Source organism: Micromonospora sp. NPDC049240 (assembly GCF_040647835.1).
GTDB lineage: Bacteria > Actinomycetota > Actinomycetes > Mycobacteriales > Micromonosporaceae > Micromonospora.
Map to the genome: position 1 here is coordinate 147,225 of NZ_JBEZCX010000002.1, position 14,567 is coordinate 161,791.

The window sequence follows — 14,567 nt, forward strand, 5'->3', positions numbered from 1 at the left end:
ACCACTTCTTTTCGCTGCCACAGCACGGTTGTCGCTGCCCTTTCGCCCTCTTGACAGCGCTGAACCAACGGGTAGCTTCAACCGCCACCGGCTATTTCTGTTCGGACGTGTGGATTCTCGGTGGATCTCGTAGCCACCTCGTCCCCGCAGGAGGCACCATGTCCCGTCCCCGCTCACAGGCCGAGTACCTCGCCCGGCTCGTCCCCCCGTCCGTCGCCGGCCTGCGCCGGCGCTCGCTGCTGGCCGGCGCGGCCGGCGCGGGCGCGTTGCTCGGCACCGGCGCGCTCGCCGGCTGCGGCGACTCCGACTCCGGCGGCGACGCGAAGAGCGTCACGCTCGGCTCGAACCAGTCGGACCCGAAACCCAAGGACGTCGTCGCCAAGGTGGCGGACGGCTTCAAGACATCGTCCGGGGTGACCGTCAACGTCAACACGGTCGACCACAACACGTTCCAGGAGAACATCAACAACTATCTCCAGGGCAAACCGGACGACGTGTTCACCTGGTTCGCCGGCTACCGGATGCGGTTCTTCGCGGCCAAGGGCCTGGCCGGTGACCTCAGCGACGTGTGGGGCAAGCTCGACGGCTACTCCGACGCGTTCAAGAAGGCGTCCACCGGCGACGACGGCAAGCAGTACTTCGTGCCGGCGTCGTACTACCCGTGGGCGGTCTTCTACCGCAAGTCGGTCTGGCAGCAGCGCGGCTACCAGGTGCCCACCACGCTGGACCAGCTCACCGCGCTCGGCGCGCAGATGAAGAAGGACGGCCTGACCCCGATCGCCTTCGCCGACAAGGACGGCTGGCCGGCGATGGGCACGTTCGACATCCTCAACCTGCGGATCAACGGCTACCAGTTCCACGTCGACCTGATGGCCGGCAAGGAGGCGTGGACGTCCGACAAGGTGAAGAAGGTCTTCGACACCTGGGCCGGGCTGCTCCCCCTGCACCAGCCGGACGCGCTGGGCCGCACCTGGCAGGAGGCCGCCCAGTCGTTGCAGCAGAAGAAGAGCGGCATGTACCTGCTCGGCCTCTTCGTCGGCCAGCAGTTCAGCGGCGCCGACCTGGAGGACCTCGACTTCTTCACGTTCCCGGAGGTCGACTCCACGATCGGTGCGAAGGCCCTGGACGCGCCGATCGACGGGTACATGATGGCCCGCAAGCCGAAGTCCAAGGACGCCGCCACCAAGCTGCTGACGTACCTGGGCTCGAAGGACGCCGCGAACATCACGGTCAAGAACGACCCGAGCACGCTGGTCGCGAACAGCGGCGCGGACACCGCCGGCTACACCGCGCTCCAGAAGAAGGCCGCCGAACTGGTCGGCTCCGCCACCGAGATCGCGCAGTTCCTGGACCGGGACACCCGACCGGACTTCGCCTCCACCGTGATGATCCCGGCCCTCCAGCAGTTCATCAAGAACCCGAAGGACATCAGCGGGATGCTCACCAGCGTCGAGAACCAGAAGAAGTCGATCTTCACAAGCTGACGGCGGAAGGGGGAAGGACACCATGTCCGACCTGCCCCTGATCCAAGCGGATCGCGCCGTGCCGCCGCCGGCCGCGACCACCACCACCGGTGGTCGCGGCCGCCGGCTACGGCTCCTGTCCGGCACCGACCGCGTGGTGATCACGCTGATGGTGCTGGTGCCCCTGCTGCTCGTCCTCGCCCTGGTCTGGCTGCCGGCGGCGGCGACCGTGCTGCTCTCCGGCACGGACTGGGACGGCATCGGCCCGCTCGGCGAGATCGACTGGGTCGGGCTGAAGAACTACGACGACGTGGTGAACAACTACCCGCCGTTCGTCCCCGCGGTGCAGAACAACCTGCTCTGGCTGGCCGCGCTCTTCGTGGTGGCCACCCCGATCGGGATGTTCCTCGCCGTGCTGCTCGACAAGGAGCTGCGGGGCAGCCGGTTCTACCAGACCGCGCTCTACCTGCCGGTGGTGCTCTCGCTGGCGCTCGTCGGCTTCATCTGGCAGCTCATCTACAGCCGGGACCAGGGCCTGCTCAACGGCGTGTTCGGCGGCGACACCGACTGGTACGGCGACCCGAACGTGAACATCTGGGCGGTGCTGGTCGCCGCCGGCTGGCGGCACGTCGGCTACATCATGCTGCTCTACCTGGCCGGCCTCAAGGGCGTCGACCCGTCGTTACGGGAGGCCGCCGCCGTGGACGGTTCCTCGGAGACCAGCACGTTCTTCCGGGTCGTCTTCCCGGTGATGCGCCCGATCAACATCATCGTGCTGGTGGTCACCGTGATCGAGTCGCTGCGCGCGTTCGACCTGGTCTGGGTCATCAACAAGGGCCGCAACGGGCTGGAGCTGATCTCGGCGCTGGTCACCCAGAACGTGGTCGGCGAGGCGAGCCGGATCGGCTTCGGCTCCGCGCTGGCCACCATCATGCTGGCCGTCTCCCTGATCTTCATCACCGTCTACCTCTGGACCGTCATGCGGGAGGACAAGCGATGACCACCGCCGTCTCCCCGGGCCGCCGCCGGCCGCTGCGGCCGGCCCGGGTGGTGCTGCACCTCTTCCTGGGTACGATCGCCGTCGGCTGGCTGTTCCCGCTGTTCTGGGCGGTGCTCACCTCGTTCCGCTCGTACCAGTACACCGCCGTGCACGGCTACGTCTCGTTCGGCGGCTGGACGATCGACAACTACGTCACCGCGTGGCGGACCGCCGAGTTCGGCAAGCACTTCCTCAACTCGCTCTACATCACCGTGCCGGCGGTGCTGCTCACGCTCTTCCTCGCCTCCTGTGTGGCGTTCGTGATCGCCCGGTTCAGTTGGAAGCTCAACATCGCGTTGCTGGGCCTGTTCACCGCCGCGAACCTGCTGCCGCAGCAGTCCCTGCTGATCCCGCTGTTCCGGATGTTCACCCAGATCCCGCTGCCGGCCTGGATGAGCGACTCGGAGCTGCTCTACGACAGCTACTGGGGGCTGATCCTGGTCAACGTCGCGTTCCAGTGCGGCTTCTGCGTCTTCGTGCTGAGCAACTACATGAAGGCGCTGCCGCACGAGCTGTACGAGGCCGCGATGGTCGACGGAGCAAGCGTGTGGCGGCAGTACTGGCAGGTGACCCTGCCGCTGTGCCGACCGGCCCTGGCCGCGTTGGCCACGCTGGAGGTGACCTGGATCTACAACGAGTTCTTCTGGGCGACGGTGCTGATGCGTACCGGCGACAAGTTCCCGGTGACCAGCTCACTGAACAACCTGCGCGGCCAGTTCTTCACCGACAACAACCTCGTCTCGGCCGGCTCGGTGCTGGTCGCGATCCCCACCCTGGTGATCTTCTTCCTGCTCCAGAAGCAGTTCGTCCGGGGCCTGACGCTGGGAGCCTCCAAGGGATGACGATCGTCCACCTGCGCCGCGCGGACACCAGCCTGGTGCTCGACGCGCGCGGCCCGGGGCTGCCCCGGGTCGTGCACTGGGGCGCCGACCTCGGGCCGCTGTCCACCGAGGAGTTGCCCGCCCTCGTCGACGTCACCGTGCCGCCGGTGGTGCCGAGCAGCTTCGACGCGCCGACCGTGCTGTCGTTGCTCCCCGAGGCGAGCGCCGGCTGGGGTGGCCGACCCGGCCTGGCCGGTCACCGCGACGGCCGGGACTGGTCGACGGCGTTCCGCCTGACCGGGCTCGACGTGCACGACGAGCCCGCCCCACCGGCGCCCCCCGCCGCCGGGCAGGAACGGTTAGGAGGGGCCCCCTCACCTGCGCCAGGCGTTAACCGGGGGCCCGTGCTTTCCCGCGGGCTGGTGGTGGTGCGGGCAGCGGACCCGGGCGCGGGATTGAGCCTGTCGATCGAGATCACGCTGGACCCGGCGGGGTTGCTGACGCTGCGGCACCGGCTGCGCAACGACGGCGACGGCCGCTACGAGCTGCGCGAGCTGACCCCCGTGCTGCCGGTGCCGGCGGTCGCCACCGAGCTGCTCGACCTGACCGGGCGCTGGTGCCGGGAACGCGAGCCGCAGCGGCACCCGTGGCCGATGGGCGCCTGGGTCCGCGAGGGGCGGCACGGCCGCACCGGGCACGACGCCACGTTGCTGCTGGTCGCCGGCGTCCCCGGATTCGGCTTCGGGCACGGCGAGGTGTGGGCGGTGCACACCGCGTGGAGCGGCGACCACGTCACGGTGGCCGAGCGCCGACCCACCGGCGAGGCCACACTCGGCGGCGGTGAACTGCTCGCGCCCGGCGAGATCGTGCTCGGCCCCGGCGAGGAGTACGCCACGCCGCTGCTGTACGCGGTCCGGTCGGCGGACGGGCTGGACGGGCTCAGCCACGTGCTGCACACCCACCTGCGGGCCCGGCCGGGTCATCCGCGCACGCCGCGCCCGGTGACGCTGAACGTGTGGGAGGCGGTCTACTTCGACCACGACCTGGACCGGCTGCGGGCGCTCGCCGACCGGGCCGCCGAGGTGGGCGTGGAACGCTTCGTGCTCGACGACGGCTGGTTCCGCGGCCGGCGGCACGACCTGGCCGGGCTCGGCGACTGGTGGGTCGACGAGCAGGTCTGGCCGGACGGGCTGCAACCCCTCATCGACCACGTACGCGGGCACGGCATGCAGTTCGGGCTCTGGGTCGAACCGGAGATGGTCAACCCTGACTCCGACCTGTTCCGCGCCCACCCCGACTGGGTGCTCCAGACACCGGGCCGGCTGCCCCCGGCATGGCGGCACCAGCAGGTGCTCGACCTGGCCCACCCGGACGCGTACGCGTACCTGCGCGACCGGCTCGACACAGTGCTGCGGGAGCACGACGGCATCGCGTACCTCAAGTGGGACCACAACCGTGACCTCACCGAGGCCGGGCACGGCGGCCGGCCCGGCGTGCACGGGCAGACCGTGGCCGTCTACCGCCTGCTGGACGAGCTGCGCGCCCGGCACCCCGGCCTGGAGATCGAGAGCTGCTCGTCCGGCGGCGCCCGGGTCGACCTGGAAATCCTGCGCCACACCGACCGGGTCTGGGCCAGCGACTGCAACGACGCGCTGGAACGACTCTCCATCCAACGCTGGACCGGGCTGCTGCTCCCGCCGGAGCTGATCGGCACGCACATCGGGCCGGAGCGCTCGCACACCACGCACCGCGTGCACGACCTGGGCTTCCGGGCGGTCACCGCGCTCTTCGGCCACCACGGAATCGAGTGGGACATCGCCGCGATCGACGCGTCCACGCGGGCCGAACTGGCCGCCTGGGTGGCACTGCACAAGCGGCTGCGCCCGCTGCTGCACGGCGGGCGGGTGGTCCGGGTCGACCACCCGGACCCGGCCGTGCAGGCCCACGGCGTGGTCGCCCACGACCGCTCCCGGGCGGTGTACGCGGTCAGCCGCGTCGCCACCTCCGTCGCCCAGGTGCCCGGCGCGGTGCGGCTGCCGGGGCTGGACCCGACGCGGCGCTATCTGGTGCGCCCGCCGGCCGGGGTGCCGGAGCCGGCGCTGTTGGAGCTGGCCCCGCCGGGTTGGCTGACGTCCGGCGCCGGGGTGACGCTGCCCGGGTCGGTGCTCGGGGCGGTCGGTCTGCAACTGCCCGCCCTGCACCCGGAGCAGGCGCTGCTGCTGGAGGTCACCGGACTTTCCTGAAATCCTCACCGGCGGATGTCGAGACGCGGGGTGGCGGCTTCTACCGCAGGGTGGAAGCACCGACAATCGGTGCTCGGCGTGAGGAGCGAATCGTGAAGTACATGTTGCTGATGCAGTTCAGCGCCGCCGGGACCGACATCCCGCCGGTGGACACCTGGACGCCGGAGGAGTTCCGGGCGCACCTCGACTTCATGGGCGAGGTCAACGCGAAGCTCATGGCCGACGGCGAGTTCGTGCAGGGCGAGGGGCTGGGCGGCCCGCAGCAGGCCCGGATCGTGCGGGCCGGCGCCGACGGCGCGCCGGTGGTCACCGAGGGGCCGTTCGCGGAGACCAAGGAGTTCCTGGCCGGCTTCTGGATCGTCGACTGCGAGACGCCGCAGCGGGCGGTCGAGATCGCCGCGTTCATCTCCACCGCGCCCGGCCCCGGCGGCCGGCCGCTGCGCATGCCGATCGAGGTGCACCCGGTGATGTCCGGCCCGCCGCAGGAGATGTGACCCTGGCCGACCACACCGTCGAGGACCTGCTGCGCGAACTGGCGCCGCGGGTCCTCGGCGTGCTCGCCCGCCGCTTCGGTGACTTCGCCACCGCCGAGGACGCGGTGCAGGAGGCGCTGCTCGCGGCCAGCCGGCAGTGGCCGGTCGACGGGCTGCCGGACCATCCGCGTGGCTGGCTCACGCAGGTCGCGTACCGGCGGATGATCGAGCTGGTGCGGGCCGAGACGGCCCGACGGGACCGGGAGGACCGCGCGGCCCGGCGCGCCGGCGACGACCGGCGGACCGCACCGGCCGCCGACGAACCGGTGACCGGCGACCGGGACGACACGCTGGTGCTGCTCTTCCTCTGCTGCCACCCGTCGCTGACCACCCCGTCGGCGATCGCGCTGACGCTACGGGCGGTCGGTGGGCTGAGCACCGCCGAGATCGCCCGCGCGTTCCTGGTGCCAGAGGCCACCATGGCGCAGCGGATCAGCCGGGCCAAGCAGCGCATCCGCGACTCCGGGTTGCCGTTCCGGCTGCCCGAGCCGGCCGATCGGCAGGCCCGCCTCGCCGCCGTGCTGCACGTGCTCTACCTGATCTTCACCGAGGGGCACACCGCGAGCCTCGGCGACGACCTTCGGCGGGTCGACCTCTGCGAGGAGGCGATCCGGCTGGCCCGGGAGATGCACCGGCTGCTGCCCGGCGACAGCGAGGTGGCCGGGCTGCTCGCCCTGATGCTGCTCACCGACGCCCGCGCCGCCGCCCGGAGCGGCCCGTCCGGGGAGCTGATCCCGCTGGCCGAGCAGGACCGGTCCCGCTGGGACGCCGCCGCCATCGCCGAGGGCACCGCGCTGGTCACCGACGCGATGACCCGGGGGCCGGTGGGGCCGTACCAGCTCCAGGCCGCCGTCGCCGCGCTGCACGACGAGGCGCAGAGCGCGGCGGCCACCGACTGGCCGCAGATCCTCGCGCTGTACGGGGTGTTGGAGCGGCTCACCGGCAGCCCGGTGGTGGCGTTGAACCGCGCGGTGGCGACCGCCATGGTGCACGGCCCGACCGCCGGCCTGGACAAGCTCGCAGCCGTGGCCACCGACCCCCGGTTGGCCGACTCACACCGGCTCGACGCGGCCCGCGCCCACCTGCACGAGATGGCCGGCAACCACGACGCCGCCGCAACCCACTACCGCGCCGCCGCCGCGAGAACCACCAGCCGCCCCGAACAGGAGTACCTGCTGACCCGCGCCGCCCGCCTGCTCCACTCTCGTTGATCAAGGAGTTTGCGTCGGCATCCGCCCGGTTCGCGACGCGAACTCCTTGGTCAACTCGTGCGCGAGGTGGTGTCGCGCAGGGCGAGGGCGACGGTGGCGAAGAGGGCGGCGCCGCAGCCCACGCCGGAGATCAGGGCCACCGCCGCCGCGTCACCGCCGAGCGCGTGGGTGACGAAGCCGGCCACACCGAGTGCGGTCATCACCGCGCCGAGCCAGTGGTAGCGCGGCATCCGCCACACCGCCGCCAGGCCGAAGAAGTGCACGCCCACCACCACCGCGACCCAGGCGACCGACACGGCAGGCCGGTCGAACACGTTGTTGATCACGGCGAGGCCGCCGAAGAGCGCGACCGCCTCCAACGCCACCACGATCCAGTAGCGGCGGTCCATGAACCCCGCCGCCTCCGGTCCCTGCGCGCCGGGCGGGGCCTGCGCGACCCGGAACAGACCGACCAGGAGCAGCGCGGCCACCAGCAGGCCGGCGATCCGCAGCACGAGCGGCCAGGGCGCGGGCAGGCCGCCGCTGTTCACCATGACGAAGACGGTCCCGAACGAGATCGCCACCAGCGAGCCGATCACCAGCCCCGACGGTCGTCCCCTGGTCCCCGGCGTGCTCATCGCGTCCCTCCCGACGATCGCGCGCCGCCCGGTCGGCCCGACGCGCGCCAGATCGTACGGCAGGCCGGCCGGGTCGGTCAGATCGAGCGGCGAGCGACGCGTGGGCTGGTGGGCGGCCGAAGGTGCTTCTCCTTGTGCTGCCGCCCCATCTCGTCCCACACCTCGCAGCCACAGCGGCAGACCCTGCGCCACCTGGCCCACTACCACACCGGCCGATGTCGTCGGGCGAAGGTCAGCGCCGCCGCGATCACGTACTGGTCGTATTTGACGTGCCCACGCAATGTCGCTCCTCCATCAGCAACTACAAGCGCTCAGCCGACTCACAGTCCGCCGCGCACTCCAGCGACTGCGAAGCGAGGGCCTGATCGTGGTCGTACAGAGCCGAGGAACATTCGTCCTGGGCGAGCGGGAGCGCACCACCGTCACCGTGAGCAAGGGCGACCAGGTGCAGGCGCGGATGCCCGATCCGGAAGAACGACGCCGGTACGCCCTCCACGATGGTGAGCCCGTCATCGTGGTGACGAGAACGAACGGCAACGTCGAGGCATACGGGGCGCACAGCGTGACCGTCGTGGGAGCCTGACGACCTCACCAGATCCCGCCTGTTGCCGGTTGATGACAGTGGGTACGGTGCGGTGGTGTCCGTGCAATGGGGACGGTGGCTGCGGCGAGGGCTGCTGGTCGTGGTGGTCGGAGCGACGGCGGCGCTGATTGGCTGGTCGCTGGTCGCCGACGGGAAGACGCCGGCGGCGGTCGTCTCCGGCGCGCTGGCCGCGCTGGCGACGATGTTCGTGCCGCCCCTGCTCGCAGCGCTGCGACTCGGCAAGACGTCGAACAAGGGCAACTCCGGTTCGTCGCGGGTTTTCGGCGCGGTACCCCGTGTGGCGTGGCACTTCCAGGACCGGCCGGCCGAAGTCAAGGCGTTGCGGCGGGCGCTGAAGAGCCGGGGCCGCGCCGCCCTGGTGGCGCTTGCCGGGCAGCGCGGGGTGGGCAAGTCGCAGTTGGCCGCCGGGTACGCGCGGCAGTGCGTGGAGGATGGCTACGACCTGGTGGCGTGGCTCAATGCCGAAGGTGGCCCTACTGCCGAACTGGCCCTCCTGGCCGGGCATGTCGGGCTTCGGACCGGGGCCGACCAGACGCCGCACGAGCTGGCGACGGCGGTGAGCCGGTGGCTCGGCGAGAGCGGTCGGGCCCGGCGGTTGGTGGTGTTCGACAACGTGGACGACCCGGACGAGGTGACGCCGTTCCTACCCGGCCCGGGCGGCGCGACCGTGCTGATCACCAGCAATCGGCAGGAGTTCGCGGCCATGCCCGGCGTCGCCGTCGTCCCGGTGGGCCTGTTCAGCCCCGAGCAGGGGCGACGGTTCCTGCGGGAGGCGACCGGGCTGGCTGACGGCCCGGATGCCGGCGAGGTCGGCGAGCAGTTGGGCTGGTTGCCGTTGGGGCTGGCGCAGGCCGCCGCGTACATCGTGCGCAACAGGCTGTCGTATCGCCGCTACCTGGATGCCCTGTACGGGCAGGACCTCGACGCGACCCTGCGTCGACAGGCGGGCACCGACCACCCCGGCGTGCTCAAGGCTACCCAACTGAGCGTGGCGGGTCTGGTCGCGGACGATCCGAGCGGGGACGCGGTACGCCTGTTGACGGTGCTGGCTCTGTTGTCGCCGGACGGCATCAGTCGGGAGCTGCTCGTCGCCGGGGCGGACGCGCTGGGGCTGGCCGGCGGGGTGGGGCGGGCGCTAAACCTGCTCGCCGCGGCGTCACTCGTCACGCTCGGCGGTGTGGCGGAGGACGAGCGCGGTCGGGACCGCGTGGCCGTGGCGGTGCACCGGTTGACCGCCAGGGTGATCCGCCATCTCGCCGCCGGAGCGGACGCCACACCACCACTGGCCGACGCAGTCGCCGCCGCGACCGAGATGCTGGACCGGCTCACCGACGACCTACCGTATGCGCAGGTCGCCCAACGGCGGGCCGAGGTCGACGAGCTTGTGGCCCACATCCTCACGTTGCGTGGACATGTCGCCGAACCGTCACCGCTGCTGCTGATCCAGCTTCTCTGGGCGGCGCGTGCATTACGTAGCGCCGGAGACGTCGCCCGCGCTCTCGCCCTGTTCGAGCAGCTCGTCACCGAACGGGAACGGATCCTGGGACCCGACCACCCGGACACGCTCACCTCCCGAAACGACCTTGCCACTGCCTACGTGTCAGTTGATCGCACCGCGGAGGCCATACCCCTGCACGAGCAGACCCTCGCCGACCGCGAACGCGTCCTCGGACCCGACCACCCGAGCACGCTCATGTCCCGCAACAACCTCGCCCACGCCTACGGGTCGGCAGGACGCATCAACGAGGCGCTCACCCTCTACGAGCAGACCCTCGCCGACAGCGAACGCGTCCTCGGACCCGACCACCCGGACACCCTGACCTCCCGCAGCAATATCGCGTACGTCTACGGGGCAGCAGGACGCGCCGCACAGGCCATCCCCCTACACGAGCAGACCCTCGCCGACCGCGAACGCATCCTCGGACCCGACCACCCGGACACGCTCATGTCCCGCAACAACCTCGCCCACGCCTACACCTCAGCAGGACGCATCAACGAGGCGCTCACCCTCTACGAGCAGAACCTCGCCGACCGCGAACGCATCCTCGGATCCGACCACCCGGACACCCTCATGTCCCGCAACAACCTCGCCCACACCTACACGTCGGTAGGACGCACCACACAGGGCATCGCCCTCTATGAGCAGACCCTGGCTGAGTGCGAACGGCTCCTGGGTCGCGAACATTCGACGACCAGGACCGTGCGCGCCAACCTCGCCGCCACGCGGGCGGCAATCCAGGGCTGACCGCGTACGCGAAGAAAGGTGGCCGGGTCCGTGCGGACCCGGCCACCCGATGCGCGGTCGGTCAGCTCGCGGAGCAGGTCACCGCCGGGGTGGCGGCGCTGCCGTTGCCGATGAAGCCGAACGTGGTGCTGGCGCCGGCGCCGAGCCGGCCGTTGTAGTCGACGTTGCGGGCGGTCCACGCCGACCCGCTGCCGCTGACCGTGGCGTTCCACGCCTGGCTGACGGTCTGGCCGTTGGCGAACGTCCACTTCGCCGTCCAGCCGGTGATCGCGGCGGAACCGGCGGTCACCTTGACGTCGCCCTGGAAGCCGCCCTGCCACGAGTTGACGACGGTGAGGGTGGCGGTGCAGCCACCGGCCGGCGGGGGCGTGGTGGTCGGCGGCGGGGTCGGGCTGGTGGTCGGGCTGGGGCTCGTGGTCGGGCTGGGGCTGGTGGTCGGGCTGGTGGTCGGGCTCGGCGAGCTGCCGGCGTAGACCGAGGCCTCACGGGAGGTGGCGGCGATGCCGTTGGCGCCGTTGAAGATGCGCTGGCCCCAACTGGTGAGCTGGGCCGGGTTGAAGCCGGTGGTCATGTCCAGGTATTCCACGCCGCCGCCGTTGCCGCTCCAGGACCAGCCGAGGTAGCCGATCCGGTTGGTCTGGGCGTAGGACATGATGGCGTCCTCGTCGGGGTTGCCGTCGGAGTGGTTGAAGCCGAACTCGCCGACCACGATGGGCAGCCCGGCGGTGCGGAACCGGCCCAGGTAGTCGCTGATCTCGGCGGCGGTGTCGAACACGCCGTACATGTGGATGGAGAAGACGGTGTTGCGCTGCGGGTCGGCGTTGAAGACGGTGCCGGCGTTGTCGCGCATGGTGAACGACCAGTCCTGGCCCCAGTTCGGCGCGTCCACCATGATGGTGTGGGTGAGGCCGCCGGCGCGCAGCCGCTTGATCGCGTTCGAGGTGTCGGTGGTCCAGGCGCTGTAGCCCTGGTTGCCGAACGGCTCGTTGCCGATGTTGACGATGACGTACTTCTCCTGGCCCTTGAGCACGTCGGCGATGCTCAGCCAGTAGTCGGTCGCCTTGGCCAGCGTGGTGGCGGCGCCGTCCTCGCCGTAACCGGTGGTGTCGTGCACCTCCAGCACGCAGATGAGCCGGTTGGCCTTGCACAGTGAGATCACGTTGGCCACGTCGGCGGCGCTGTTCTTGGTCCAGCGGTCACCGCTGGCCAGCACCACCCGGACCGTGTTGGCGCCGAGGGCCTTGATGTTGGCGAACGAGCTGGTCTGCTGCGGGTACCAGGTGTGCGCGTGGTTGACGCCGCGCATGACGAACTCGGTGCCGTTGGCGTCGTAGAGCCGACCGTTCGAGACGGAGAACCCGGTCGCGGCCTGCGCCGGCTGCCCGAAGGCGAAGACGGCGGTGAGCGCCGTCAGCAGGGCGACGCCCGCGGCGGAGAGCATTTTCTTCATGGCTGTCCTCTGGAGGGAGATCTCCCCCGTGCCCGTGTGGGGGTGCGGTGATGGTGATGACGGTCCCGGACGCCGGCATCAGCGTAGGCCGATGGGCCTCTGAAGGCAACCGGTTAAGTCCTGTGGCGGCCCGCGTCGCCACGGGCCGCCACAGGGGCGGTCATCCCCACCACAGGATGGTGCGCCTCTCCGGTCTGAACCGGTTAAGCGGACTGTAGGCAGCCTCAAACCACTCGTCAAGGTTGACACGCTGCCGACGGGGTATCCCGGGACGATCCACCCCGGGAGGAGAGGCGCCATGGTGAACGTCGGCTACACCCTGATGTGCGAGCAGGCCGGTCCGAAGGAACTGGTCGACCACGCCGTGCGCGCCGAGGCCGCCGGCTTCGACCACCTGGTCATGTCCGACCACTACTACCCGTGGCTGGAGTCGCAGGGCCACTCGCCGTACGCCTGGTCGGTGCTCGGCGCGGTCGCCCACGCCACCACCCGGCCGGAGCTGCTGTCGTTCGTCACCTGCCCGATCCGCCGCTACCACCCGGCGGTGGTGGCACAGAAGGCCAGCACCATCGGGGTGCTGTCGGACGGGCGGTTCACGCTCGGCCTCGGCGCCGGGGAGAACCTCAACGAACACGTGGTCGGCGGCTGGCCGCACGTGCAGCAGCGGCACGAGATGTTCGAGGAGGCGTTGCAGATCATCCGGCCGCTGCTCAACGGCGAGACGCTGACGTTCTCCGGCAACCACTTCGACGTGCCCGACGCGTACGTCTGGGACCGGCCCGAACGGCCGGTGCCGATGGCGGTGGCGGCGTCCGGCCGGCAGTCCGCCACGCTCGCCGCCGAGTACGCGGACGCCATGATCGCCACCGACCCGCTGTCCCACCTCGTCGACATGTACGAGGAGGCCGGCGGCGCGGGTCGCCCCCGCTACGGCCAGGTGGCCATCTGCTACGGCCCGGACGAGGACGAGTGCCGCAAGATCGTGCACGACCAGTTCCGCTGGTTCGGCATGGGCTGGAAGGTCAACGCGGACCTGCCCAACCCGGACGCGTTCGACGCGGCCACCCAGTTCGTCCGCGAGGAGGACGTGGCCGAGGGCATCGCCTGCGGCCCGGACGTCGAGCGGCACGTCGAGGCGTTCAAGAAGTTCGTCGACGCCGGCTTCACCCACGTGGCGCTGGTCCAGGTCGGCGGCGACCGTCAGCCGATGTTCCTCGACTGGGCCCAGGAGGAGCTGCTGCCCCGGCTGCGCGAGCTGTGACCGGCCCGGCGGTGCCGCAGGCCGCGGCACCGCCCGGCCGTCGTTCCGAGGAGGTGACGTCATGCGCATCGGAAACACCGAGATCCGGCCCGCCGGCGGCGGGTTCGGCTGTCTCCTGATGATCCTCTTCTCGATCGTGGCCTCGGTGGTGCTGACCGTGCTGCTCAACCTGATCCTCTAGAACCGGCCGCGACCCCTGCTGCTGGCGCTGCCGCTGCTCGGGCTCGTGCTGCTGGGCGCACGCGCCGGGCGGCTGCTGCCGAAGATCCGCGACTGGTCCAACGCGGCGGGCGTGAGGTCCAGTTCGGCCAGAAGGGGGTAGTGGTCGGAGGCGGTGTCGGCCTCCGCGTCGCGGATCACGCGGACCGCGCGGACCCGGTCGGCCAGGGCCGGCGTGGCGAGCAGGTAGTCCAGCCGCATCCCGGCGAACTCCGCGCCGCCGTGGCCGGTCGGCACCGTCAGCCCGCCCGGCCCGTCGCCACCGGCCCGCGGCCAGAGGTCGACCAGGCCGCCGTCGAGCAGCCGGGCCACCGCGCGGGTGTCCACGGTGCGGCCGTCGCGGCGCAGGTGCCGACGCCGGTACGCGGCGGCGAGCCCGGCCAGCCGGGCGGTGTGGTCGATGGCCGGCTCCAGCGTGTTCAGGTCCCCGGCGAGCACTGCCAGCTCTCCCCCGCTGCGCCGCACGGCCGCCGCCAGCCAGCCCGCCTCGATCCGCCGCCGCCCGCCCGACCAGGGGTTGAGGTGGGTGCTGAACACGGTCAGCGGCCCCGCCCCGGTGGCCACCCGCACCAGGGCGGCGGCGTGGTGGAACGGCCGGCGCACCCGCCCGGACCGCAGCACCCGCAGCGACGGACGGACCAGCACCGCCACCGGCTGGCCGAAGCAGGACCGGGCCAGGTACGGCACCAGACCCGTCCGCTCCGCCAACCCGCCCAGCGTGCGGTCCAGCCCGCGCAGCTCCTGGAGGGCCAGCACATCCGGGCGCTGCGCGGTGACGACCGAGACGATCCGGTCCCGGCGGTCGGTGCCGTCACGGTCCCGACCGCCGGTGCGGATGTTCCAGGTCATCACCCGCAGCAT

12 protein-coding genes are annotated in these 14,567 nt (G+C 71.2%); 9 read left to right on the plus strand and 3 right to left on the minus strand.

From position 1 onward, the window contains the following. Nucleotides 1–158: 158 nt before the first annotated feature. From AB0B02_RS03955 to AB0B02_RS03980, 6 genes are all read left to right on the plus strand, one after another. Nucleotides 159–1,484 (plus strand): ABC transporter substrate-binding protein, encoded by a 1,326-nt coding sequence (locus tag AB0B02_RS03955; RefSeq protein WP_357296634.1) that lies wholly within the window; start codon nt 159–161, stop codon nt 1,482–1,484. Nucleotides 1,485–1,506: 22 nt separating this feature from the next. After that, the gene (locus tag AB0B02_RS03960) at nt 1,507–2,463 is read left to right on the plus strand and encodes a sugar ABC transporter permease (RefSeq protein WP_281935113.1); all 957 of its coding nucleotides are present in this window, start codon (nt 1,507–1,509) and stop codon (nt 2,461–2,463) included. Then, nucleotides 2,460–3,344, plus strand: coding sequence for a carbohydrate ABC transporter permease (locus tag AB0B02_RS03965; RefSeq protein WP_281935115.1), 885 nt, complete (start codon nt 2,460–2,462; stop codon nt 3,342–3,344). Before AB0B02_RS03960 ends, AB0B02_RS03965 begins: the two co-directional genes overlap by 4 nt. Further along, a complete protein-coding gene (locus tag AB0B02_RS03970) occupies nt 3,341–5,566 on the plus strand; it encodes an alpha-galactosidase (protein ID WP_357296635.1) in 2,226 nt (741 codons plus the stop codon). The genes AB0B02_RS03965 and AB0B02_RS03970 overlap by 4 nt, the downstream gene beginning before the upstream one ends. 101 nt (nt 5,567–5,667) lie before the next feature. Next, nucleotides 5,668–6,060: a YciI family protein gene (locus tag AB0B02_RS03975; RefSeq protein ID WP_281936247.1), complete on the plus strand. Its 393-nt coding sequence runs from the start codon at nt 5,668–5,670 to the stop codon at nt 6,058–6,060. Next, nucleotides 6,057–7,310 (plus strand): sigma-70 family RNA polymerase sigma factor, encoded by a 1,254-nt coding sequence (locus AB0B02_RS03980; protein ID WP_357296636.1) that lies wholly within the window; start codon nt 6,057–6,059, stop codon nt 7,308–7,310. Before AB0B02_RS03975 ends, AB0B02_RS03980 begins: the two co-directional genes overlap by 4 nt. Nucleotides 7,311–7,360: 50 nt before the next feature. On the opposite strand, the gene AB0B02_RS03985 is transcribed toward AB0B02_RS03980, so the two are convergent. Next, nucleotides 7,361–7,927, minus strand: a complete 567-nt coding sequence (locus tag AB0B02_RS03985) for a hypothetical protein (protein WP_281935120.1) — start codon at nt 7,925–7,927, stop codon at nt 7,361–7,363. 280 nt (nt 7,928–8,207) lie between these two features. On the opposite strand from AB0B02_RS03985, the gene AB0B02_RS03990 reads away from it, so the two are divergent. Both AB0B02_RS03990 and fxsT read left to right on the plus strand, forming a co-directional pair. Next, nucleotides 8,208–8,510 (plus strand): GntR family transcriptional regulator, encoded by a 303-nt coding sequence (locus tag AB0B02_RS03990; protein WP_357296637.1) that lies wholly within the window; start codon nt 8,208–8,210, stop codon nt 8,508–8,510. Between the two features lie 55 nt (nt 8,511–8,565). After that, the gene (gene fxsT, locus AB0B02_RS03995) at nt 8,566–10,776 is read left to right on the plus strand and encodes an FxSxx-COOH system tetratricopeptide repeat protein (protein ID WP_357296638.1); all 2,211 of its coding nucleotides are present in this window, start codon (nt 8,566–8,568) and stop codon (nt 10,774–10,776) included. 61 nt (nt 10,777–10,837) lie between these two features. Here fxsT and AB0B02_RS04000 read toward each other — a convergent pair whose 3' ends face one another. After that, complete coding sequence (locus AB0B02_RS04000; RefSeq protein ID WP_357296639.1) at nt 10,838–12,226, minus strand: cellulase family glycosylhydrolase; 1,389 nt, start codon at nt 12,224–12,226, stop codon at nt 10,838–10,840. A gap of 298 nt (nt 12,227–12,524) precedes the next feature. On the opposite strand from AB0B02_RS04000, the gene AB0B02_RS04005 reads away from it, so the two are divergent. Further along, the gene (locus AB0B02_RS04005) at nt 12,525–13,487 is read left to right on the plus strand and encodes a TIGR03557 family F420-dependent LLM class oxidoreductase (protein WP_357296640.1); all 963 of its coding nucleotides are present in this window, start codon (nt 12,525–12,527) and stop codon (nt 13,485–13,487) included. A gap of 177 nt (nt 13,488–13,664) precedes the next feature. Here the strand turns inward: AB0B02_RS04005 and AB0B02_RS04010 are convergent, their stop codons facing one another. Further along, complete coding sequence (locus AB0B02_RS04010) at nt 13,665–14,567, minus strand: endonuclease/exonuclease/phosphatase family protein (RefSeq protein WP_357296641.1); 903 nt, start codon at nt 14,565–14,567, stop codon at nt 13,665–13,667.

Coding starts and splice junctions, on each gene's coding strand:
- AB0B02_RS04005 (WP_357296640.1), top strand. CDS start 12,525: ATGGTGAACGTCGGCTACACCCTGATGTGCGAGCAGGCCGGTCCGAAG.
- AB0B02_RS04010 (WP_357296641.1), bottom strand. CDS start 14,567: ATGCTGCGGGTGATGACCTGGAACATCCGCACCGGCGGTCGGGACCGT.
- AB0B02_RS03990 (WP_357296637.1), top strand. CDS start 8,208: ATGTCGCTCCTCCATCAGCAACTACAAGCGCTCAGCCGACTCACAGTC.
- AB0B02_RS03970 (WP_357296635.1), top strand. CDS start 3,341: ATGACGATCGTCCACCTGCGCCGCGCGGACACCAGCCTGGTGCTCGAC.
- AB0B02_RS03965 (WP_281935115.1), top strand. CDS start 2,460: ATGACCACCGCCGTCTCCCCGGGCCGCCGCCGGCCGCTGCGGCCGGCC.
- AB0B02_RS03975 (WP_281936247.1), top strand. CDS start 5,668: ATGTTGCTGATGCAGTTCAGCGCCGCCGGGACCGACATCCCGCCGGTG.
- AB0B02_RS03985 (WP_281935120.1), bottom strand. CDS start 7,927: ATGAGCACGCCGGGGACCAGGGGACGACCGTCGGGGCTGGTGATCGGC.
- AB0B02_RS03960 (WP_281935113.1), top strand. CDS start 1,507: ATGTCCGACCTGCCCCTGATCCAAGCGGATCGCGCCGTGCCGCCGCCG.
- AB0B02_RS03955 (WP_357296634.1), top strand. CDS start 159: ATGTCCCGTCCCCGCTCACAGGCCGAGTACCTCGCCCGGCTCGTCCCC.
- AB0B02_RS04000 (WP_357296639.1), bottom strand. CDS start 12,226: ATGAAGAAAATGCTCTCCGCCGCGGGCGTCGCCCTGCTGACGGCGCTC.